Source organism: Undibacterium pigrum, assembly GCF_003201815.1.
GTDB classification, from domain to species: domain Bacteria; phylum Pseudomonadota; class Gammaproteobacteria; order Burkholderiales; family Burkholderiaceae_D; genus Undibacterium; species Undibacterium pigrum.
Genome location: NZ_QJKB01000005.1, coordinates 139,063 through 160,817, shown reverse-complemented (window position 1 = coordinate 160,817; position 21,755 = coordinate 139,063). Strand labels below are relative to the sequence as shown.

Below are 21,755 nucleotides of genomic sequence, written 5' to 3'. Positions count from 1 at the left end.
GCTCACACGTATCTGTAAGGATTACCCTGATTGAACTGGGCTTCCTTGCTCTTTTCCTTACCCTTGAAGACTACAGGCCCTATTACCTCTATGCGTGGCTCGTTGCCATTCATGAATATCCAGGGCGTGTTTTCACTGCCGGGTTCTGAGGTTTTACCTGAAGGTGCCAGGGTAATGCTGTCTTCATTGATGATGGCGGTGCCGATGACATAGGTGTACACAGTGTCATCATCTGCATGTTTGGATGTTCTGAAATCAAAATCGCATTCGACGATTTGCTCGCCATATTGCATGACCATTTTGGGGCGCATGGAAGCCACAGAAACTGCGCCATTGGACAGGGCAGAATACACGCTGAATACCATGACTACCTGACCGCCTGAGAGTCTGGCGATATCAGGATTGACTTCCACGGTTTCAGTCGCAGGCTCTTTGGCTGAGGCAGTGACGGTATCGCCAAGATGCAATGCATAAGGGGCGGACGCGAAGCTGCCCGGCGCATCTGGTGCAGTGATGAACTTCATCTTGCCGTCTGGCAGCAAGAGGCCCACGCGCAAGTCCAGGTCATCATTATCATCAGCATCATCGCCGTTATCCAGCCAGGTCGCCTTGACGATAAGTTTTTTGGGTGCGCCCGCGCCTTTTTCCAGTGAGACTTTGTGGCTTTGTCCGGCCTTGGTGAGTGATACCTTGGACAGGGATACTTTTTTGACTTCTGCTGGCGCTGTTGGTGGTAGAGATGGAGTTGGCGCCGCTTCGGCCAGGCTGCCACCAAAATGCGTGACCAGGGCATCCAGGCCGCCATTGAAACCCTGGCCTATAGTCATGAAACGCCACAGCCCATCCTTGCGATAAAACTCGCCCAGCATGACGGCTTTTTCTGCACTGAAGTCTGTGCCAGAAAATGCAAACCTGGCTTTTTCAATGTCCTGGTCCAGCAGGCGCAAATACCCGCTCTGCAGTTGCGACATGGTCCCGCTGCCATCAATGCTGCTGGTGATAACGATACGCTCTATCGTCTGCGGCAGCTTGCTCAGGTCAAACTGAAAGCCCTGCAAATCACCAGCTACATCGCTGAGCGCGACACCACCACAAGGTGAAGTGGGCTGGTTGAAAAAAATCATGTAACGGTCATCCGACAGCTTGCCCTGGGCATCGAGTCCAAAACAGGCGAAGTCCAGGCTCAGGCCCTGGCCTTGCAGGCCTATTCTTACTGTAGTGCCAGCGACGATATTAGACAATGGCAGGCGCTGGCCTCTGGCGAGATTTTCCATGATGATCCTGATGCTGTATGAGTTTAATTGGCGGGAACAATAACATCAGTCACGAAATACTCAGTGTCGCCAAAGCATGAGGTAGGCACGCCTTTGTGCTGCCCATACTTGAGCACTACCCTCTTACCGGCGGCATCGCTGATTTTTTTGGCGACGGCATCATCCCTGACGGTGAACTGGAATTTTTCGGGGATGGCACCAGGCATGGTCACGAGTGCAAGCTCACCTTCCCATGACTTGCATACCCAGCCACGCTTGGACATTTTTTGCATGTAACCGGCACGTTCACCTTCAGAAAAAGCAAAGCTGAGGGTGACCCATGTGTACAAGATAAAAAGGATGAAAGGGAGCAGTGCAAAGCCTGCAATAATCAATTTCACTTTTCTAGTAACTTGCATTTTGTTCCTCATTCACTGGTAGTGATACATCGTGGGAATGCTGGCCAAATAATTCTGATCTCTCCAGGGTCCTGATAGCCCATGCCTTGTGGGTGGCAATTTCACACATGGCATTATGCATTTTGAATACCGCCGGGCTATTCACATTCAGGATGGCGCTTGCCGATTCCATGTCTGAATTTGAGACGCGGTAATGGCACTCTATCTCTTCAATCTGGTCAGGATGTATGGCTGTTTTCCCAACCAGGCCATGGGCCAGGTCTTGTATCACTTCCTGGTCCAGCAATTCAGGCAAATCAAGATATTCAAATACCGGTGCAGTCAGTTCAAAACCATGTGGCTTGAAAATGACCACCAGCTTGGCAATCACGCTGCCCAGCGGTGTCTGATAAATCGAAACCGAACGCGGCCTGCGCAAGCCCAGCAATGCCAGCAAATCATTACCACCTATTCTTAGAGCGAGTATGCGTGGTTTGACTTCCGGCGCCAGCAAGATGGAGCGCAAGTCACGCATGGCGTCATCGCAAAATACTTCTGCGGTTTCCAACGTAGGCATCAGCAGATGCTTGGTGTCCCTGACCATCTCAAAGTAATCATGGAAATTTTCTGCACTGGCTTTGGGGATGACGAAGCCTGTCAATTTTTCTGAACCATGCATGGCCAGCACACGCTTGAGCACATCCGTATTTCTGACGCGGACGAAGCGATCTGCCCTGCATGAAGGATGCATGTTTTCCAGCGTCAGTTGCAGATTGAAGAGTGCATAACCCAGCGCTTCTTCCGAGACTGCATCTTCTGTACAAAAGATCAGGGAGCGCGCATTCGGGAGCAATTCACCATTGGCAATTGCCAGCAGGTTCTTGTGATTTGCCGGCACATACAGGGATGCGCCCATAAATTTATTAGCCATCTAACGCACTCCGTATAATCGATACAGCCTGATAAGGTAAATGAACATCGACTTCCAAAGGAACCTGCTTTTCTTTCGCCAGGACGATGAGATGCTGTACATCTATGGCATTCACGTCCCTGACGATGACGACTCTGGGCACACGCCGCAATAACACGCGGGTGGCCTCGCCTATGCCTGGCTTGATCAGGTTGATATCGCTGACCTGATAGCGCTGCATCATGGTTTGCAGGCAGGCAAGCGAGATGGCGGCTGCCTTGTCACGATCTACCGGTTTGGCATCCAATGCCTGGCCTTGTTTGAGCACCTGCCTGGCCAGTTGAATAATGTCATCGGCAAAACTGATGGACCTGTCATGCGGCAGGAATTCATCATAGAAAACACAGCCATGAAAATCATCTTCAGCGATATCTGCATTCAAAATCGAGCGGCTGACCAGGCCAGAGACAGTGGCATTGAGTATGCTGGACGGGATTAAATAATCGTCACTGCTTGCGGCAAATGCTGCCGTACCGGCGAGGTCAGACAAGACATACAAGCCCGGCTCTATCGAGGTGCCATGAGCCTGATTGAAATCTTCTATGGTCTTGTGCAACTCCCTGGAGATGACGCCTTTACCAGTCCAGCCATCGACAAACACGATGGACGTATCCTTATGCGTTTGCAAGATATGCTGCAAGGCGACCGTGTCTATCCCTCGGTCACGGATAATGGAAATCGAATAATGCGCAACCCTGGCACCCATGCCTGCTTCCAGCACATGTTTGAGTATCACGCCTACCGGTGTGCCTGCACGCGCCAGTGAAACTATCGTCAACTCTGGCCCTTTGCGTTCACGGATAATCGCCGCCAGTGCAACGCAGTCTTCAGCCATTTTTTGATTATTGGCAGCACAGGCCTGCTCAAAGATATGCAGGTAGGCAGGCGAAGGCAAGGCTTCAGGTGATAGCATTTCACTGTAATGGCGCTGCCCTGTCTGTATCAGCAATTCTTTTTCTGACACCTTGGTGAAGTTCATCAGTGGCAGTTGCTTCAACAAGAACTTCACATCATCTGGACGATAACTTCCACTGAAACTCATAGAGCCTCCAGCGCAACACCAGCCAATTGCGTGGACCTGGGGATAATCGCGTAATCGCATTGCGACATGAAGCAGGCATCAGACTTGCTGTCGCCCATGCCAAAGCTGAGTATCTCGCCGTGTTGTTCAGACAAAACTGCTTTCAGATGCAAGACCGCATTGGCCTTGTTCAATGCCTTTGGTAACACGGCCAGGTTATTGCCATTGCGGTGCAGATAATAGTCTTTGCCATCAGATGCCAGCCAGGGGGCAACCACATGTTTTTCCACTTCGGCCAATGGTTCTGGCTTTTTGTGCGGGTCTTTCAACACCATATAAAATGGCGTGCCAAAGTCCTCGATCAAACGGGCTTTGCCAGTGAATCCCACCTTGCGGCCATAGTCATCGATATGCTGCATGACATCCATCAAACCCGGCAGGGCCAGATGCATTTGTGATTGTTTGGCTGACAGATAAGACAAGTCTGCCTGTCCGTCTTCACTCAGAATCACGCCGCCATAATTGATGATGGCATAGCTATTGAAATCGAGCTTGACGCGATTATAGGCGTCGAAGTTTCTTGCCGTCGTCGGGATCAGCGTCATCGATTGTTCAAACATGCCCAGCAACTCGCGCTGCTTGTGGGTGGAATAAGAAATCGGTGCGCCGTCCTTGAGGAAAGCGATAGGTTTCAAATCAGTGGCATCGCCACATTTTTCCATGGACTGGAATAATGTGTCATCCAGATCAACAAAGAGAAATTTTTTCAAAATGCGCCTCCTTGGTGAAGTGAATTAAATCTGCGCCAGTCTGTCTTGCTATTTCCAGCAGTGCAGCATTGACGGGGGTTTCATGACACAAGAACACCTGGCCATACTGGCGGTCTGCGACGTTGTAGACGAAATTGGAAATACCTTCTCCATAATTATCGGCAAATTGCAAAATGCTGCTGACATCACCCCACTGCATGATGGGTGAGCGTGTAGTGGACTGCACCCTGACATCAAGGCCGCGTGCTTCGAGAGCAATGCCCAGGCTATATGCGGGATGCATGAATTCACCTGTGCCCAGCACCAGGATTTTTGCGCCCGCCGGCAAGGCCATTGCCAGCGCACTGACTTGCGACTCATCCAGCACCAGCTCACGTTCCATGCCAACCCGGCCAAACTCGGTGCTGGCACCGCGATCTGCGGCAGCCTGGAAGGCTTGCGCAGCTACGTGCGGCACCTGGTATTCGCCCTGTTGAAATTCATATTCACCAGTCAGCGCCGAGCCTATGGTGACTTCCAGCCCAAATCTGGCGGACAGGCTATTGTTTCTCTCCTGCCCCATGAAATTGGTAATCGTCGATAAATGCAGGCGCTTGATATTCGGATTGAATTGCTGGAAAGCGTTTTTCAAATTCAAGAAAGTATTGCCTGTGCTGGCTTCATCATCCACCATCACCAGGGACTGCGCCTGCATAATCTTGTTTTTCATCGCCGCATCTTTGGGCATATGAATAAACTGACGCGGTGCATGGCTATGCGCTTCTTCAAATTCGATCAATTCATAATCAGCGACGTGATAGCGGGTGGTGTGAATGAACAGCACAGACTTTTCTGGATGCATGCGCTGATATGCTTCAAAAACACCCTGGCCCAGGCCTACTGCAGTTTCTGCCATGGCGATAAAAACCACAGGCTCAGGCAAGTCAGCAGCAATCTGTGCCGCCAGTGCTTCATGTATCTCTTTCATGAGCGAGGGACGGACAGGCCAGTGCTTGCCCAGTACCTTGCTGAGGAACAGGAAACCGCGTTTCAGATTGGCACGCGCGGCAAAACCCATCAATGAGTCCAGGCTGAATAATTGCTCGTGCACAGCCACGGACAGCAGGCCGGTAGGCAACTGCTGTCTTATTTTTGTACTCATTTCGGGTGATGATTGTTGCGCCATGATCGTCATACAGAAGCCATCGTTATTGGTACTGAAATTTCCATCACACGGATGCCCTGAGCTATTGCTGGTATTTCCAGCTTGTCAAAACCATCTACAAAACCTTTGACTGCAAGATAAGGCAAGTTAGGCCCGGCCTGGCATGCCATGGCGATACCGCCAGACATGCGTGCATTAATTTCCAGCAGTCGTGGCTTGCCCTGGGTTTCTTTAAACTGCACGTTATAGATGCCGCTTAACTTGAATTGCCTGGTCAGTTCGCTGACCGCCTGCATGATGACGGGGTCGCATTCTATGGTTTGTCCATAGCCTGCTACTGGCGACTTCTTGCGCGGTATGGCGACCACTACTTCACCTGCATTGCCGACACAGTCAACACTGTATTCCGGCCCTTCCAGATACTCCATCAAGAGCATGGGCTTGCACTCACCCATATCTGCCAGGCCGCGTCTGAAATCCTGCAAACCGACTTTATACTGTTCGCCCGCAATCAATAATTGCGCGGCATTGCGTTCTTCATCCAGAATGCCAAAACCCAGGCCATATACCGAGATGGAAGGTTTCACGCACAAGCGCGGGAAACGTGGCTTCAATTCATCATAGGCAGCGTCAAATTCAGCAACACTGGTGAATACGCGGTATTGGGCTGGCAGGGCATCAGACATTTGCACTTCTGCGCAAAATGCTGCCTTGTCATTGAGCAGCCGTAATACTTCTGGCGTCGCCACATTCATCACACGTGTGCCCTGGGCTTCAAAACGCGCCTTGTTGGCGGCGATCAGCCTGGCTTCATGGCCGGGCCAAAACAAATCCACTTTATGATCAAGACATGTTTGCAAGCACCAGTCTACGTAGTCTTCAGCACGTAAATCCTTGGGCTCTGACAAGAATTGATCTGCCACACGCTGCGCAGCTGCGTGTGGGTTGGGGTGACTGTACGTAATCGTAAATTCGTTTGTCACATCAGCCTGTTTGATCAGGCCGATGGCTGCATAGACAGACGAAAAAGTCCGGTTAAACCAAAGATGCATGTATCGCTTACAGGTGAGGTGTGATTTGTGGCATCAGATCATTGAATGTACGACCGGAGCCGATTTCACCGATAGCATGCATTTTCCATTCACCATTGTGGCGGTATACCTTGCTCATGATCTGCGCGCTATGGTTGCCCAGTGTCGTCAGATTGAAGCGCGCTACTTCCTGGTTATTTGCACCATTCAAAATACGGCATGTGGCATTGTCCACCTGCGAGAAATTCTGACCGGTAAAGCTGTTGACAGTAAACACCAGGCTTTTGACATTGGCTGGAACGCGTGTCAGATCCACGGCGATCTGTTCATCATCACCATCGCCTTCGCCAGTGCGGTTATCACCACTATGGACGATGGAACCATCTTTGGATTTCAATTGACGGAACCAGACTACGTCAACCAGATTGCTTTGTTCATCAAACATCAGGCAGGATGCATCCAGATCGATGGTTGGCGCAGAGCCACCAAAGCCCAGGAAACCTTTTGATTTCACGGCGTCCCAACCCAAACCCATAATGATCTTGGACAAAGTTGTGCCTGCTTCTTTGTCGAGGGAAATCTTTTGTCCCTTACTGAGATTCACTGCCATCTTGTTACTCCATTTCTGTATTGATGATTACCACTATCGGCCAGAACGGCCACCGGCTACTTTTTGCATCCATTCCACGAAAGCATCGCGATTGCGGGAACAGATATATACTTTTCCACTACCTTTAAAACGCAAGACTATGCCTTCACCACTGGTCACACTATTGACGATGTTGCCCAGGAATCCACCGACGCCGCCACCCGTGGAACCCGTGGTGACGGATATTTCGTAGTGCAGGGTATGGTCCCAGCAGACCACATGTGAATTATCGATAATCACATCTTTTCCAGGAGCCACTTCCAGCTCAAACATGGAACCAAAACCGGATACCACCATTTGCCCGGAGCCTGAAGATTCCATGACAAAGAAGCCGCCCGACTGAGCAAACAGGGCATTGCCCAGATTTTGCATGCGGGTTTTCATTTCTACACCTGCGGTCGCTGCGACAAAAGCGCCATCGTTGAGTATGTATTGACGCGGGCCTATATCAACTACCTGCATCGCACCTGGTAATACCGGCGACAACAGACAGTCACCATCACCGTTGACTGCTTCTATGTGTTGCTGGAAGAATGACTCGCCATTCGCCATGCGGCGCATCAATGAGGAAATCAGGCCACCCTGCATCTTGCCCTTGAGTTCCAGGTTGGCTTCCATCATGACCATGGCATCTGATTCACAATAGATTTTTTCACCTCTTTTCATGGACACATGGAGAAATGGGTCCACGTCACCAGTCGTTGTAAATGTAGGCATGATTCAGTCTTTCTAAAATTAAATTAAAATGCCGCTGTTCTTGGCCAGCTTGATCCACTGCGGATATTCATCCATGAGCAAGTCATACAACTCCTCATCATTTAATTCATCAGGTGCTGCTACCGAGAAATAGCTGGCATTGTCGATACAGCGGCCTTGCAATTCATCGAGTTTTTCCAAAAATGGAAAATCAGAACTTGCAAAGGACAGCAATTTTTTGCTCTTGGATTTCCTGCCCTTGCCTATGCCCATGAATTGCCAGAAAATCGGTTCATAACTAGCCCACTTGAGCTGTTTTTCAGTAAAGGCCTGATCCGATGTTGAGCCATCAGTCACAAACATGACATACACCGGTATTTTGGCAGGACTGACCTGGCTTGCTGCCTGCCCATTATTGGCAGGCGCATAGAATTTGCGCACTGCTTCCATGGCAAGACCATATCTGGTATCACCTTCCAGCGGATAGGTGTGGAGAGCCTGCTGGACAAAAGCCTGGCAATTCTGCAAGCCCATCGCCGCTGGCTGATGTACATTTTTTCCAAACAGGAAAACATCAATTTCGCCATCATCATCAAACCTGCAGCCCAGCGCCAGGATTTTTTCTGCAAATTTCTGCACTGCTCCCGACTTGTACAAGCCATTCATGGAACCCGAAATATCCAGCACCAGGCAAACCTTGGCCTTGTGCGATCCCAGACCCACTTTTTCCAGAGAGACGGCAGCTTTTTTCACTAGGCTGACTAATTGGGGCGCTTCTTTTTCTACTCGTTTTTCGAGTGAAATTCTTTGTTCATTAGTGGCATTATTTGATGCCGTTGCGGGTTCGGCAGCAGCCACTTCACCGCCAAAATGCTGTACCAGCGCATCCAGGCCGCCATTAAAGCCCTGGCCAACTATCATGAGTCGCCATTGGCCGTCCTTGCGATAAAGCTCAGCCAGCATGACTGCCTTTTCATTTTCAAAATCTGCTTTTGAAAACGCATAACTGGCATGGTCTTTCAAGACCACTGAACCAGACTGTATCGCTTGCATATTGCCCTGGCCATCGATACTCATGGCGATCACCAGCCTGTGTATGGTAGCGGGCAATACATTCAAATGAAAGTTGAAGCTGCTTACGGCGTTCAGTTGTGAAAACCGTACGCCGCCACAGGGTGAAGCTGGCTGGTTGAAGAAAGTCATATAACTTTCATCAACCAGCTTGTCAGCTGCATCCAGCGCAAAGCATGAAAAATCCACGGCATGACCAGTCACTGTCATGTCAATCTGGCAGCGATTATCTGTCAGGATATTAGCAAGCGGTAATCGCTGCCCTTTAAGTAACGGTGTCATACCAGGATCTCAATTAAAGATGATTAAGCGTTGACGCCGAAGGATCTTGCCAATGGGCCCAGGCCGCCTTTGAAGCCCTGACCGATGGCCTTGAATTTCCATTCTGCGCCAGCACGGTAGATTTCACCAAAGATCATGGCGGTTTCAACCGAGCCATCTTCAGACAAATCAAAGCGGGCGATTTCTGCATTGCCATCGCCATTCAGGCAGCGCATGTAAGCCTTGCCTACCTGACCAAAGTTTTGCTTGCGCTCTTCTGCCTGGTGGATAGTGACGCAAACAGCGATTCTGTCGATTTCTGCAGGCACCAGTGTCAGGTCAACCAGTACTTTTTCGTCGTCGCCATCGCCACCGCCTGTAGTGTTGTCACCGGAATGGGTAACAGAACCATCTGTGGACTTCAGGTTGTTGTAGAAAATGAAGTCAGAATCAGCGCGTACTTTGCCGTCTGCTTTCAACAGATAGGCGCTACCATCCAGATCGAATGCGGCACCGTCAGTTGCACGTGGATCCCAGCCCAGACCGATAACGATTTTTTTCAAACCTGGCGCTTCTTTGCTCAAGTTGACGTTACCACCTTTTTGTAAACTAATAGCCATTTTATTTCCTTTGTAAATTAGATGAATTTGATTGCAAAAAAAAGCTAACCACACTTAACACATCTTGTCATCAGGCGATCTGTACACCATGTTGTGTCGCCAGTGCTGACAAGCCTCCAGCAAACCCCTGCCCTACTGCCTTGAATTTCCATTCGCCATTGTGGCGATACACTTCACCAAACACCATGGCCGTCTCTGTCGAATAATCCTCTGACAAATCAAACCTGGCGATCTCACCATTCGTTTCATTGTTGACGATGCGGATATAGGCATCATGCACCTGACCGAAATTCTGCTTTCTGACACCCGCATCATGAATGGTGACAGCCACCACCAGACGCTTGATTTCGGCAGGCACCAGGCTCAGGGTCAGCTTGATTGCTTCATCATCACCATCGCCAGCACCGGTTTTATTGTCACCTGTGTGTTCTACTGATCCACAGGTGGATTTCAACTGGTTGTAAAAGATAAAGTCATTATCACTACGCACCTTGCCGCTTTCACCAACCATGAACAGGCTGGCATCGAGGTCAAAATCATGCCCGTCAGAGGCACGTGAAGACCAGCCCAGGCCGATGAGCACATTGTTCAGGTTAGGATCTGTTTTAGATAAATTGACGTTACCGCCTTTTTGCAAACTGATAGCCATATACGCTCCTGTTTATTTACTCTCTGCTACTGATTGACGTTTGTGTTTAATGGATGACCACAAAGACGCCACGATAAATGCAACACCAATCAAACCCGTGAAAATTTCAGGGATATGGTATTTCATGCTGGCAAACATGATCAGCGCCAGGATACCGATAGCATAGTGCGCACCATGTTCCAGATACACGAACTCTTCCAGCGTGCCTTGCTTGACCAGATAAACCGTCATGGAGCGCACAAACATCGCACCAATCGCCAGGCCCAGCATGATGATGACAACGTCATTGGTAATCGCAAATGCACCGATCACACCATCAAAAGAGAAGGATGCATCCAGTACTTCAAGGTAGAGGAAACCACCAATACCACCACCCTTGACCACGGCACCGATATTGACATCGGTTTCTTCTTCCTTCTCCAGCAAGCCACTGATGAAGTCCACGCCTACGTAGACGATAATGCCCCAGACACCTGCCATCAACACGACAAAACGTTTGGCTTCTTCTACCATGGAGACACTGAATATCACCACCAGCAGGGCAAGCAAAATCGGGACGGAACCTACTTTGCCAAATGCAGCCAGCTTTTCTTCGACATTGCCCATCCAGTGAAGTTCTTTGTCTTCATCAAAAATAAAGTTCAAAAATACCAGCAGCAGGAACACACCACCAAAAGCCGCAACTTCAGCATGGTGATTGATCAGATGCGTAGAGAATTGCTTGGGATCATTCAATGCCAGGTTCCAGACTTCCAGCATACCCAGGTCTGCCGCCTGAGCCACGATCACCAGTGGGAACACCAGGCGCATGCCGAATACCGCAATCAGAATACCCACGGTTAAAAAGATGGATTGCCAAAACGCATTCCAGTTTTTGAGAACCGAAGCATTTACCACTGCATTATCAAAAGAGAGGGAAATCTCCATCACGCCCAAAATCGCGGCGATGCTTACGGCAGTAACAGCGCCGCCAACGCCCGAATGGATATAACCCCAATAAGCAGCAAGCCCCAGGCAGACTAGCGTTATGAGGAAGGAAAACCTGAAATGTTTCATTTTGTTCCCTAAAAGAATAATTTAATGAAGTGTAACGATGCTAATAAAAATTGAAAAAGGTAAAACAACAAAGAATTTACCGTTGCAATGCAATTTTGTCCATTCAATCCGGATTTATCTGTTTATTTTGATTGCGTCTGGAGAAGCTTACTATGCTACAAGTTTTTTGCTGTAAGCAAATATTACTTCCTGATGACACTCTGAATTTTCATCCAGATGTGCTTTGCTTGCTCAAGCTCTGGCAACTCACTATAGGAGAAAAACTTTCTTTAACACACAAATTATTCCGTAATTGTGAATAAAGAAAATCAGTGCTAGGATGTCAACATGGATAAACTAAGTCATCACTGGTTAATGCCCTTGCCTGGTATGGAATTACTGCATATTGAAGAGGCCAATCAGGATGAGCTGACCATAGGTTTGGAAACATCCGACACCAATTCCGACACGCTCAGCGTTTGCCCGCGCTGCACATCTGCCCGGGTGACAGGCTACGGGCGGCTCAACATCAAAATCCGCGACGTTAATCTGGGTTCGCGGGTGGTGTTCCTTGATATCAGAAGGCGCAGGTTCCGCTGCCAGCAATGCCTGAGCACTTTCAATGAAAGTATTCGCCATATTTCCGAACGTCACCGTGCTACCGAGAGATTTATCGAGCATATAGGAAATCTGGCCTTGCAGATGTCATTTACGGCGATTTCCAGGCAATACCGGCTCGACGAAAAAACCATACGCAATATTTTTAATGAAGCCCAGCATCACCGCAAGGGCAAAAGTCCTGTCATTGCCCCTGAAATAGCCCTGCTATGGACACCCCCACTGCTAAAGCATGCGCGCAGCATCTGGATTAACCTGGCAGAACTGACGCTGTATGAAATGCAGGGGAACATCAAGGCAGCATCGCTGCAAGAGACGCTGGATAAATTAATTGCTGCACAGCATACAAAACACATTATCGTGCCGCCCGACCCGGTGCTGATCAAGGCAATTCAAAAGACCGCCACCATCCCGCTCCGGCTCGATAGCCGGGTTTGTCTGCGCCAGGTCAGTGCTATCCGTGAAGGCTTTCCGGATAGCAAGGAAGTGACGACGTATCTGCAGCATTTCAGCCAGTTGACGGGCAAGCCATCTGCCAGTGAATATCAGCGCCTGCATACCTTGGTATTGCAGCCCCCCAAGCCCATTAAAAGTAAAATGAAGAATATATTGTCGGCCCTGGCCTTGTTTCCAGCGACACAATACCCATTATTTGAAAAAATTTCAGAGGAGTGTCATCTGCAACTGGAAACCCTGGCCAGTGCCATCAACAGCCAGTTTGCCCGCAGGTCGTATGAAGTCATGCATTCGGTCATGATACTTGACCAGCATTTGCATAAATTCAAGCGCATACAAAAAAATAAAACGCATACTGGCACTGTAAATCAGTTCGATTACCAAAAAATGGATTATGGTACGCAGATTAAACTACTCAATGCCCGCTTGAGCGCGCTCAATTCACCAGTCAGTTCGTCGTAGAAGTAATGCCGTAAAATTGTTCTGTAGCCCTTACATTTCCTGAGGAAGAAAAAAATGAGAAAATTACCTGTTTATTTGTTGCTGGACTCCTCTGGCTCCATGCATGGTGAGCCTATTGAAGCGGTGCGCAATGGCCTGCAGACGCTGGTTGCTGCATTGCGTCAAGACCCGCATGCACTGGAATCCGCCTATTTGTCGGTCATTACTTTTTCAGATGCCGCACAACAAGTCGTGCCATTGACAGAACTGGGACAATTCCAGATACCAAGCATCACTGCCAGCGGCACCACGTCCATGGGCGCAGCCCTGAGCCTGCTGGTGGAATGTATTTCCCGTGAAGTGGCCGTGACCAGTGCTGAAGTCAAGGGTGACTGGAAGCCTATCGTGTTCCTGATGACCGATGGTGAAGCCACTGATGACATGACCAATAGCATCGCCGAGTTGAAAAAAGCCAAGGTCGGCACCTTTATTGCCTGCGCCGCTGGCCCAAATGCCAACACCACTCATTTATCGCAAATCACAGACTCAGTCGTCAAGCTTGACACCGCTGACAGCAACACCATCAAGGCTTTCTTCAAATGGGTCAGCGCATCCATCGCGACGACCAGCCAGAAAGTGGATTTGCAGAAGAAAGAAACGACAGGTTTGAGTGACCTGCCACCACCACCACCCGAAGTCAATGTAGTTCTTTAATTTCTTACATTTCAGGAGTAGCTATGGCAGTCAGTTTAAAAAAGGGACAAGGCGTCAGCCTGCGCAAGGAAGAAAATGACCTTTCTACAGTGACGATAGGTCTTGGTTGGGACGTTGCTGAAGAAAAAAAAGGTTTTCTGGGAAAACTCTTCAGTGGCCCCGCAGAGGAATTTGATCTGGATGCGATAGCTGTCCTGCTTGGTCCCAAGGGTAATATTCAGCATCTGGGCAAAGACGAAAATGGTCAGCCCAGCATTGCTGGCAGTGACGTTATTTTCTTTAATTCGCTCAAGCATCCCTCAGGAGCCATCTGGCTGACCGGCGACAACCGCACTGGCGATGGTGATGGCGATGATGAACAGATCATCGTCAAGCTCGACCAGATACCGGCTATCTATGAGCGCATCGTCTTCATCGTGGCCATCTATCAGGGGCAAGAGCGCAAGCAGCATTTTGGCAGGATCAGCAATGCCTTTATTCGCGCTGTTGATGCCAAAAACAAGGAAATCTGCCGTTATGACGTCAGTGGTGACAATTCATTCAACAACCGCAGTGCACTGACTTTTGCAGAATTTGCGCGTGAAGGCAACAACTGGGCATTCAAGGCCATAGGCACGCCGCTGGATTCGGACAATCTGATGCAAATCATCCGTCCTTATCTCTTTGACCCAACTTAAACTGAAAGACCACTATGTCCGGACGCCGCTTACCTGTTTATATAGCCCTTGATACTTCTGGGTCCATGCGTGGTGAACCCATACACTCCGTGAATGTTGGCATACAGGCGATGCTGGCATCCTTGCGCCAGAATCCATTTGCGCTGGAGAGTGTTTACCTGTCCATCATTACTTTTGATGGCAAGGTGACCGAGATTTTGCCGATGACTGCACTTGAAGATGTACGCATTCCTGAAATAGTCTGCCCTGAGTCAGGGCCGACATTTTTGGGTGAGGCCTTGCATTTCATCTGCGACAAGGCTGCTGTCGAAGTCAGGAAATCCACGCAAGAAACCAAGGGTGACTGGCGTCCCCTGTTGTTCATCATGACCGATGGCAAACCGTCGGACACCTTGCAATTCAATGAAAGTATTCCACGCGTCAAGCAGGCAAATTTTGGCACCATCATTGCCTGTGCAGCTGGCCCTAAAAGTGTGCCTGACCAACTCAAGGCGCTGACAGATACTGTAGTCAGTCTGGATACCATGGACAGCAATAGTTTTTCCAGTTTCTTCCAATGGGTCAGTGATGCCGTCACCTCGGGTACAACCAGCCTGGGTACGACTACTGCAGTGGAATTGCCGCCCCCGCCACCAGAAGTCCAGGTCGTTCTCTAACATTATTCTTGCAAGGATTTTTGATGCGCCGCCTACCTATTTTCCTGATGCTCGACGTTTCTGAGTCCATGGTCGGAGATAATCTGCGTCAGTTGCAGCAGGGCCTGGAGCGCCTTGTGACAAAGCTGAGAACTGATCCGCACGCACTGGAAACGGTGTATCTGTCCACCATTGTCTTTGCGGGAAAGCCGCGCACCCTGACTCCTTTGACGGAATTGGTGTTTTTCTACCCGCCACGTTTGCCAGTAGGTTCCGGCACCTCCCTGGGTGCGGGCCTCATGCATCTGATGGATGAGATAGACCGCAATGTAGTCAAGAGCACCATGGACAAAAAAGGCGACTGGAAGCCGGTAGTCTATCTCATGACCGATGGCAAACCTACCGACGACATCAGCAAGGCCATGACACGCTGGAAGGCTGAATATGCCAGCAAAGTCACCCTGGTGGCGATAGGCATAGGCAAACATGCGGCACTGGGCACACTGCGCCAGTTGACCGAGAATGTCATCCTGCTTGATACCAATTCTGAAGAAGATTTCAAACGCTTTGTCGACTGGGTCACCATGTCGGTGGTTGCGCAAAGCCGCAGCGTCTCCATGAGCAATGTAGAGGGTGTCAATCTGGCCAAGCTGGATGATTCCATCATGAAAAAAATTGGTGATATCGTCGATGCGGCTGTGGTTGATGAAGATATTGTCGTAGTCACTGGCCAGTGTTCGACCAATAAACTGCCTTACCTGATCAAATATGAGCGCCTGCAAAACCATCTGCAACTGGAAGGCCATGCATTCAAGATAGATCAGTTTAATCTGACCGGGGTTTATCCCATGGAAAAAGATTATTATGATTACTCAGACCAGCGTGCCCTGGTCAGCACCGTCAATTCTGATGCCTTGCTCGGCAGCCCGGGTTGCCCGCATTGCGGCAACCCCATCGGTTTTGCGATGTGCGCCTGTGGCCAGATCATGTGCCTGAAAGGGCCGGGAGCAGCCACTTGCCCGGCCTGTAACAAGGAGGGTAATTTTGGCTATAGTGAAGGCGATGGCTTTGATGTCAATCGTTCACGCGGCTAGCGTCCAGGAGATATTGTGAGCTCAAAAAGCACTGCGATAGGATTGTATGCGCACATACTGCTGGAACAAAATGGCAACAGCAAATCCGAGATTGATCAATACATTGGTGATGTACGCTTTGAGAATTTTGTCAACAAACTTGAGGAGTACATGCTCAAGGATTTCAATGCCTACAAGAGGACCATACCTGTATCGGTCAATCCTCATTCTGCTGCATCGAAATTTTTCCCGCCACGAGATTTGCCCACGCCTGCCGGCGTCAAAAAGCATGAATTTAGCGAACTGCCTCCTCTTGCTTACGCCCCACCCAAGCCCACCCAGTCTCAAGAAGCCAGGCCTGAAAACCCTGCCCTGGCGCGTCATACAGAAAGTGATGCAATGAAAATACCATCTCAAGTTGTTCCTGGTGCCGATATCAACACAGGCCCTGCCCCTGATACCGTAACCGGCCAGGCTCCTGCTCCGGCTCCGGCTATTGATACTGCTTCTGCTCCTGTCCCAGCTTCTGCTGCTGACTCTGCTACTGCATCGGCCCCCGCTGCGCCCGGCACTGCCGCACCGACAATCGCACCTACAATTGCCCCGACAACCGCGCAGGCAACTGCGAGCAGCGATATGCCTACAACGAAAGCTCCTGTCATCGTTTCAGATCACAAGAATATCCGCTTTGTGGTCTCGAATGCGCGATGCCAGGAAGCCTATACTTCAAAAGTAACACCAGACCAGCCGCAAAGCGAGAATTATCAGATACTTGATATCGTCATTCCTGAACAACTGGGCTTGAGATACAACGATGAGCTGGAAGAATTGAGTGGTACACCTGCGGTTCAGGGGGACTTCCCTATCCGCATCACTTACCGGTTTACCAATGAAAAATCAAATCGCCTGGCGACCTTGAATATCACGGTGACGCCTAATCCAAAATCCATGTGGCTCAATAAGCCTTCTGATAAAGATGCAATTTACTGGAAGCCTGATGAAGATGCAAAATTCGTCAAGGGCAAGGATTTTAATATCGTCGCTGCCAGCAAGCGCGGTCGTTCACATGCGCATGTGGGTTCATTTCGCGATGATGATTTCAGCATAGAATATCTGGCAGAGTCTGACTGGAATATTGCCATCGTGTCAGATGGCGCTGGTAGTTGCAGTTATTCACGTCGTGGTTCGCAGATTATTTGCGACACTGCCTTGCAGCATATCAGGAACACTCTGAATGCCGGCAAGTCTGATTCCATCGCTCTTGCGGCTGAAAAGTATTCACGCGCGCGCACGGAAAATCTGGATGCGGCCCTTACCAAGAAATTGTGGTCAGAACTACGCAATGAGTTATACCTGACAGTCTCGCATGCGGCTTATCACTCTGTTGTCAAAATTATGGAAGAAGTCAATAAAGTGGCTGATGCAAAGCCCAAGGATTTTTCCAGTACAGCATTGATTTCCATTTGCAAGAAATTTTCATTCGGCACTTTGTGCGCAGCCTATTGGGTAGGCGATGGCGCTGTCGGAGTGTATAGCGCGACAAAAGGCGTTAGTTTGCTAGGTGAAGTGGACAGTGGTGAATTCTCGGGACAGACGCGCTTTCTGGACAAGGATGAAGTCACCGCTGAAGCATTGGAGAAACGCCTGCGTTTCGATGTGTATGACGATGTCACCGCCTTCATCCTGATGTCGGATGGCGTCTCTGACCCGAAATTTGAAACTGAGGCACGCCTGGCACGCAGCAAGGACTGGGACGCGCTATGGCAAGACCTGAATGCGACGGTAGCGATTGTGCATGACGAAGAAACCGATGAAAAAGCACAGAAATTACTGGACTGGCTGGATTTCTGGTCACAAGGAAATCACGACGACCGCACCATCGCAATTGTTTACTAAGGATGCCTGATGAGTAAAATTGTTTCCCTTACCGCTTCTGATGGAAGTACCGTTGAATTTTTCGACGAAATCAAGGCATCTGGCGGCATGAAGGATGTGTATTTTTCACCGACCAAAAATTATGTCGTCGCCTTTTTTCGCGGTGAAGCCGACGTCGCTACCAAAGAACGTGTCGCTGTCATCACCGGCACTTACCGCGACCGGATTTTTAATCAGATTGGTGGCGATTACTGGAAAAAACTGTTTTGCTGGCCAACCGCCATGGTTGAATACAATGGCAAGATAGGTGTGGTCGTGCCATTTTACGACCCTGAGTTTTTCTTCAAGATTGGTTCGCGCAACAATGATATGTTGCAAATCAAGGGCAAGGAAAAAGAAGGTAAATGGTTTGCCTCTGCCAGCAATCGCAATAAGTTCCTAGACCCGCGTGAACTGGGCGACTGGATGCTGCAACTCAAGCTATGCCTGATGATAGCGCGCGCGGTGAGGCGCATGCACTCGGCTGGCCTGGCTCACAGTGATCTCAGTTATCGCAATGTCTTGATAGACCCGTCGACTGGACGCGCCTGCCTGATTGATATCGACGGCCTGGTTGTGCCTGGCAAATACCCGCCGGATGTGGTTGGCACGCCTGATTTCATCGCACCGGAATGTGTCGCCACGGCGCATCTGGACAAGCATGACCCCAACCGTAAATTGCCATCCATTGTGACTGACAGGCATGCCCTGGCGGTACTCATCTATATGTATCTGCTGTTCCGCCATCCCCTGCGTGGTGACAAGGTACATGCTGCTGACGCCCAGCAGGATGAAGAATTGACGATGGGTAAGAATGCGCTGTTCATCGAGCATCCTACAGATGCCAGCAACCGCATCAAGCTGGCCAATGTCAAGCCATCTGAATTACCGTGGAAAGATACCAGCAAGATCCCTTACCAGATTACCGGACCATATCTGTCTGAGCTGATACTGAAAGCATTTACCGAAGGCTTGCAAGACCCAAATGCACGTCCTACGGCAGATGAATGGGAAAATGCCCTGGTCAAGTCTATCGATTTACTGCAACCATGCAGCAATAAGTCTTGCGAACAAAAATGGTATATCTTCGACAATAAGACGAAGGCGGTTTGCCCTTTCTGCAAGACGCCGTTTTCTGGTCCCTTGCCGGTACTGAATTTATATTCTTCACGCAAGGATGCCAACTTCCGCCCTGACAATCACCGCTTGATGGTGTACACCAATCAATCCTTGTTCCAGTGGCATATCAACCGCAATATCGTCCCCAATGAACGCCTGACGGATGATCAGAAAAAGCGGGTTGGCTATTTCGTCTATCACAATGACATCTGGTATCTGGTCAATGAAGGCATGCCTGAACTGACCGATGTCGCCAGCAAAACGCTGGTGCCCATAGGTGAAAAAATAGCGCTGGAAGATGGCAAGCAATTGCTGATGTCAAAACAGGATGGTGGCCGCCTGATTGTGGTGCAGATGGTGCTCAACTAAACATCGGGCATAGAGACGATCTGGATGCAGGCAGAGATTTTCGTTCTTGCACTGCATTCCAGATCAGCTAGCTTGTCCGGCGCTGTTCAGATGCAGGCAAGGTAAACCAGAACACCGTACGCACACCAAGCTCGGATTCAAAGCCTATACTGCCACCCATTTTTTCAACCAGGGTTCTGGTAATATTCAAGCCCAGCCCTGCACCACCCAGGTTTTTCTCGCCATGCTCTTCTGCCTGGGCAAACTTGCCGAAAATACGGGGACGAAATACTTCTGGAATACCTGCGCCGTGGTCCTCTACTTCGATTTTGAAAACTTCATCGAGGTGCTTGATGTGGACTTCTATGCACTCATTGGGTGGCGAGTATTTGGCAGCATTGGACAAGAGGTTGGCAAATACCTGCATGATGCGATCAGTGTCACCCATGACCCAGGCAGACTCGGGATATTCAGTCAGCACAAATGAAGTCTGGTGCTCTTGTGCATAACTGGCATTGGCTTCCATCGCCTGCATGGCGATGGCTTTCAAATCTACCCGCTGGATTTCAAAGCGCATATAGCCTGAGGTGATTTTTTCCATATCGAGAATATCATTGACCAGGCCAGTCAGGCGTTTGCTGTTATTGTGGGCAATACGCACCAGTTGCATGGCCTTGGGTGAGAGTTCACCCAGAGTCCCCGACTCCATTAATCCCAGAGCGCCGCGTATGGAGGTAATCGGCGTACGCAATTCATGGCTCACAGTAGAAATGAAGGCCGCCTTCATATTATCCATTTGCTTGCGCTCGGTAATATCGCGGGCTATTGTTGAGGCAGCGACGACGTTGTGCTCACCATCATGTACTGGTGACATGACTATAGAGAGTTGAATTTTCTCACCATTCTTGCGCAGGCCTGTGCTGTCAAAATGACTGACGCGCTCACCCCTGGCGATACTATGGAGTCGCAAGGAACTGACTTCCCCTTCATCATCGGCATACAGGGACTTGGCTGACTTGCCAATGATTTCACGGGCGCTATAGCCAAACAATTTTTCTGCTCCGGTATTCCAGCTGGTGATAATACCCTCTGTGCTGACACCAAAGATGGCATCTTCAGAACTGTCTATGATCGCTGATAGCTGTGAGAGCTGCGCTGCGGCCCGTAATTGCCGCTCAAATTGACTGGCAATCACACCACCAAAGATCAGCAAGATGATGATGAGTACGCCATTGCCTATCAATTGTACGATGGCGCTGGAACGCCAGGCTTCCAGCACTTCGCCCTTGGACAAAGCTGCCACGGCAATCAGGGGGAAGTGTTCCAGTCTGCTGTAACCGACTATACGCTCTACCCGGTCGAGCTTGGAAGTGGTGGTAAATGTGCCAGCGCTTGCCACTGCAAGCTGTTCGCGGAAGATAGGGCTATTGACATATTTTTTACCGAGGGCACTGACTATCAGCGGGCGGCGCAATATCAGGGTGCCATCATCCGTCAGCATGGCAATCGAGCCCTTTTTTCCGAGGTTGATGCTATTAAAATATTTCAACAAAAAATCAACGTCAATATGCGCCAGGACTATGCCAGCATATGCACCTTGTTTGTCATTGAGGCGGTGCGACATTAACAGCGACCAGCTACCGTCCTGCATGAGTCTGGCTGATTTGCTGACATACCAGTCACTGCTGCCATGCGTCTGGTGGTAATTGAGATTATCGCGTTCCAGATCGCTGATCTGTGCAGGGTCTGGTTTGCTGGATGCCAGTAGCTTGCCGTCAGCAGCAATCACGGTCATCAATTTGAGTTGCGGCAATTTCTCCATCTCACGCTTTAGCAAAAGCCTGAGTTTTTCAGCTTGCAGCAAATAGCCCTCATCCTGTTCTATCCTGTCTGCGACAGACAGGATGGCGACATCAACAGCCCTGAGCGTGTCACCAGAATGCTGGGCCATCGCCTGTGCCAGGTTGCCAGCTGCAACATCACCGGCATGCATTGCCATTTCATGTGTTTTCCACATCTGCCAAGCGCTGTTTCCCGTCAGTACAATGCAAACCAGGGCGATGAACACATACATGGCTAACTTGCTGGATGGTCGCTTTGCTGAAAATAGTGTCTGCATACGAAGATATAAAACCGACTCTGAGCTGATGGCAATAGCAGGCATTGTATGTCGTCTGCTCTTAATAGGCTAA

The 21,755-nt window shown here is 49.7% G+C and carries 21 protein-coding genes; 7 read left to right on the top strand and 14 right to left on the bottom strand.

The genetic code is table 11. From position 1 onward, the window contains the following. Window positions 1-2: 2 nt before the first annotated feature. From DFR42_RS16200 to DFR42_RS16140, 13 genes are all read right to left on the bottom strand, one after another. Complete coding sequence (locus tag DFR42_RS16200) at window positions 3-1,274, bottom strand: TerD family protein (RefSeq protein WP_110256055.1); 1,272 nt, start codon at window positions 1,272-1,274, stop codon at window positions 3-5. 23 nt (window positions 1,275-1,297) lie between these two features. Next, on the bottom strand, window positions 1,298-1,672 hold the full coding sequence (locus DFR42_RS16195; RefSeq protein ID WP_110256054.1) for a hypothetical protein: 375 nt from the start codon (window positions 1,670-1,672) through the stop codon (window positions 1,298-1,300). Beyond that, a complete protein-coding gene (locus DFR42_RS16190; protein ID WP_110256053.1) occupies window positions 1,659-2,582 on the bottom strand; it encodes an HpcH/HpaI aldolase/citrate lyase family protein in 924 nt (307 codons plus the stop codon). Before DFR42_RS16190 ends, DFR42_RS16195 begins: the two co-directional genes overlap by 14 nt. Then, window positions 2,575-3,663, bottom strand: a complete 1,089-nt coding sequence (locus DFR42_RS16185) for a cysteine protease StiP domain-containing protein (protein ID WP_110256052.1) — start codon at window positions 3,661-3,663, stop codon at window positions 2,575-2,577. Before DFR42_RS16185 ends, DFR42_RS16190 begins: the two co-directional genes overlap by 8 nt. Further along, window positions 3,660-4,412, bottom strand: coding sequence for an HAD family hydrolase (locus DFR42_RS16180; protein WP_110256051.1), 753 nt, complete (start codon window positions 4,410-4,412; stop codon window positions 3,660-3,662). The genes DFR42_RS16185 and DFR42_RS16180 overlap by 4 nt, the downstream gene beginning before the upstream one ends. Continuing rightward, on the bottom strand, window positions 4,390-5,553 hold the full coding sequence (locus DFR42_RS16175) for a phosphoribosyltransferase domain-containing protein (RefSeq protein ID WP_110256253.1): 1,164 nt from the start codon (window positions 5,551-5,553) through the stop codon (window positions 4,390-4,392). The genes DFR42_RS16180 and DFR42_RS16175 overlap by 23 nt, the downstream gene beginning before the upstream one ends. A 29-nt stretch (window positions 5,554-5,582) precedes the next feature. Continuing rightward, window positions 5,583-6,608 carry an ATP-grasp domain-containing protein gene (locus tag DFR42_RS16170; RefSeq protein WP_110256050.1) on the bottom strand — a complete coding sequence of 342 codons (1,026 nt, stop codon included), beginning with the start codon at window positions 6,606-6,608 and terminating at the stop codon, window positions 5,583-5,585. Window positions 6,609-6,615: 7 nt separating this feature from the next. After that, window positions 6,616-7,197 carry a TerD family protein gene (locus tag DFR42_RS16165; RefSeq protein ID WP_110256049.1) on the bottom strand — a complete coding sequence of 194 codons (582 nt, stop codon included), beginning with the start codon at window positions 7,195-7,197 and terminating at the stop codon, window positions 6,616-6,618. A gap of 33 nt (window positions 7,198-7,230) precedes the next feature. Continuing rightward, window positions 7,231-7,953 carry a TIGR00266 family protein gene (locus tag DFR42_RS16160; RefSeq protein ID WP_110256048.1) on the bottom strand — a complete coding sequence of 241 codons (723 nt, stop codon included), beginning with the start codon at window positions 7,951-7,953 and terminating at the stop codon, window positions 7,231-7,233. An 18-nt stretch (window positions 7,954-7,971) separates the two neighbouring features. Continuing rightward, complete coding sequence (locus DFR42_RS16155) at window positions 7,972-9,285, bottom strand: VWA domain-containing protein (protein WP_110256047.1); 1,314 nt, start codon at window positions 9,283-9,285, stop codon at window positions 7,972-7,974. A gap of 23 nt (window positions 9,286-9,308) precedes the next feature. Further along, window positions 9,309-9,884, bottom strand: coding sequence for a TerD family protein (locus tag DFR42_RS16150; RefSeq protein WP_110256046.1), 576 nt, complete (start codon window positions 9,882-9,884; stop codon window positions 9,309-9,311). 70 nt (window positions 9,885-9,954) lie between these two features. After that, the gene (locus DFR42_RS16145; protein ID WP_110256045.1) at window positions 9,955-10,533 is read right to left on the bottom strand and encodes a TerD family protein; all 579 of its coding nucleotides are present in this window, start codon (window positions 10,531-10,533) and stop codon (window positions 9,955-9,957) included. A gap of 12 nt (window positions 10,534-10,545) precedes the next feature. Beyond that, window positions 10,546-11,589 carry a DUF475 domain-containing protein gene (locus DFR42_RS16140; protein ID WP_110256044.1) on the bottom strand — a complete coding sequence of 348 codons (1,044 nt, stop codon included), beginning with the start codon at window positions 11,587-11,589 and terminating at the stop codon, window positions 10,546-10,548. 327 nt (window positions 11,590-11,916) lie between these two features. On the opposite strand from DFR42_RS16140, the gene DFR42_RS16135 reads away from it, so the two are divergent. The 7 genes from DFR42_RS16135 to DFR42_RS16105 are packed head-to-tail and all read left to right on the top strand — an operon-like array spanning window position 11,917 to window position 19,584. Beyond that, window positions 11,917-13,104 (top strand): helix-turn-helix domain-containing protein, encoded by a 1,188-nt coding sequence (locus tag DFR42_RS16135; protein WP_110256043.1) that lies wholly within the window; start codon window positions 11,917-11,919, stop codon window positions 13,102-13,104. Between the two features lie 54 nt (window positions 13,105-13,158). After that, window positions 13,159-13,797 (top strand): vWA domain-containing protein, encoded by a 639-nt coding sequence (locus DFR42_RS16130; RefSeq protein WP_110256042.1) that lies wholly within the window; start codon window positions 13,159-13,161, stop codon window positions 13,795-13,797. A gap of 23 nt (window positions 13,798-13,820) precedes the next feature. Next, window positions 13,821-14,474: a TerD family protein gene (locus tag DFR42_RS16125; RefSeq protein WP_110256041.1), complete on the top strand. Its 654-nt coding sequence runs from the start codon at window positions 13,821-13,823 to the stop codon at window positions 14,472-14,474. 14 nt (window positions 14,475-14,488) lie between these two features. Beyond that, window positions 14,489-15,130: a VWA domain-containing protein gene (locus tag DFR42_RS16120; RefSeq protein WP_110256040.1), complete on the top strand. Its 642-nt coding sequence runs from the start codon at window positions 14,489-14,491 to the stop codon at window positions 15,128-15,130. Window positions 15,131-15,153: 23 nt separating this feature from the next. Continuing rightward, the gene (locus DFR42_RS16115; RefSeq protein ID WP_110256039.1) at window positions 15,154-16,203 is read left to right on the top strand and encodes a TerY-C metal binding domain-containing protein; all 1,050 of its coding nucleotides are present in this window, start codon (window positions 15,154-15,156) and stop codon (window positions 16,201-16,203) included. 15 nt (window positions 16,204-16,218) lie between these two features. Continuing rightward, entirely contained in the window at window positions 16,219-18,078 is a 1,860-nt protein-coding gene (locus DFR42_RS16110) for a PP2C family serine/threonine-protein phosphatase (RefSeq protein WP_110256038.1), read from the top strand. A gap of 9 nt (window positions 18,079-18,087) precedes the next feature. Then, window positions 18,088-19,584 (top strand): helix-hairpin-helix domain-containing protein, encoded by a 1,497-nt coding sequence (locus DFR42_RS16105; protein WP_110256037.1) that lies wholly within the window; start codon window positions 18,088-18,090, stop codon window positions 19,582-19,584. Between the two features lie 67 nt (window positions 19,585-19,651). Here DFR42_RS16105 and DFR42_RS16100 read toward each other — a convergent pair whose 3' ends face one another. Beyond that, window positions 19,652-21,562 (bottom strand): ATP-binding protein, encoded by a 1,911-nt coding sequence (locus tag DFR42_RS16100; RefSeq protein WP_170133552.1) that lies wholly within the window; start codon window positions 21,560-21,562, stop codon window positions 19,652-19,654. Window positions 21,563-21,755 lie beyond the last annotated feature (193 nt).

Bases quoted from the DNA above. Each gene is read 5' to 3' on its own strand.
- DFR42_RS16200 (WP_110256055.1), bottom strand. From the start codon at position 1,274: ATGGAAAATCTCGCCAGAGGCCAGCGCCTGCCATTGTCTAATATCGTC.
- DFR42_RS16195 (WP_110256054.1), bottom strand. From the start codon at position 1,672: ATGCAAGTTACTAGAAAAGTGAAATTGATTATTGCAGGCTTTGCACTG.
- DFR42_RS16120 (WP_110256040.1), top strand. From the start codon at position 14,489: ATGTCCGGACGCCGCTTACCTGTTTATATAGCCCTTGATACTTCTGGG.
- DFR42_RS16150 (WP_110256046.1), bottom strand. From the start codon at position 9,884: ATGGCTATTAGTTTACAAAAAGGTGGTAACGTCAACTTGAGCAAAGAA.
- DFR42_RS16160 (WP_110256048.1), bottom strand. From the start codon at position 7,953: ATGCCTACATTTACAACGACTGGTGACGTGGACCCATTTCTCCATGTG.
- DFR42_RS16100 (WP_170133552.1), bottom strand. From the start codon at position 21,562: ATGGCAATGCATGCCGGTGATGTTGCAGCTGGCAACCTGGCACAGGCG.
- DFR42_RS16190 (WP_110256053.1), bottom strand. From the start codon at position 2,582: ATGGCTAATAAATTTATGGGCGCATCCCTGTATGTGCCGGCAAATCAC.
- DFR42_RS16145 (WP_110256045.1), bottom strand. From the start codon at position 10,533: ATGGCTATCAGTTTGCAAAAAGGCGGTAACGTCAATTTATCTAAAACA.
- DFR42_RS16115 (WP_110256039.1), top strand. From the start codon at position 15,154: ATGCGCCGCCTACCTATTTTCCTGATGCTCGACGTTTCTGAGTCCATG.
- DFR42_RS16140 (WP_110256044.1), bottom strand. From the start codon at position 11,589: ATGAAACATTTCAGGTTTTCCTTCCTCATAACGCTAGTCTGCCTGGGG.
- DFR42_RS16135 (WP_110256043.1), top strand. From the start codon at position 11,917: ATGGATAAACTAAGTCATCACTGGTTAATGCCCTTGCCTGGTATGGAA.
- DFR42_RS16165 (WP_110256049.1), bottom strand. From the start codon at position 7,197: ATGGCAGTGAATCTCAGTAAGGGACAAAAGATTTCCCTCGACAAAGAA.
- DFR42_RS16105 (WP_110256037.1), top strand. From the start codon at position 18,088: ATGAGTAAAATTGTTTCCCTTACCGCTTCTGATGGAAGTACCGTTGAA.
- DFR42_RS16130 (WP_110256042.1), top strand. From the start codon at position 13,159: ATGAGAAAATTACCTGTTTATTTGTTGCTGGACTCCTCTGGCTCCATG.
- DFR42_RS16155 (WP_110256047.1), bottom strand. From the start codon at position 9,285: ATGACACCGTTACTTAAAGGGCAGCGATTACCGCTTGCTAATATCCTG.
- DFR42_RS16170 (WP_110256050.1), bottom strand. From the start codon at position 6,608: ATGCATCTTTGGTTTAACCGGACTTTTTCGTCTGTCTATGCAGCCATC.
- DFR42_RS16175 (WP_110256253.1), bottom strand. From the start codon at position 5,553: ATGAGTACAAAAATAAGACAGCAGTTGCCTACCGGCCTGCTGTCCGTG.
- DFR42_RS16125 (WP_110256041.1), top strand. From the start codon at position 13,821: ATGGCAGTCAGTTTAAAAAAGGGACAAGGCGTCAGCCTGCGCAAGGAA.
- DFR42_RS16185 (WP_110256052.1), bottom strand. From the start codon at position 3,663: ATGAGTTTCAGTGGAAGTTATCGTCCAGATGATGTGAAGTTCTTGTTG.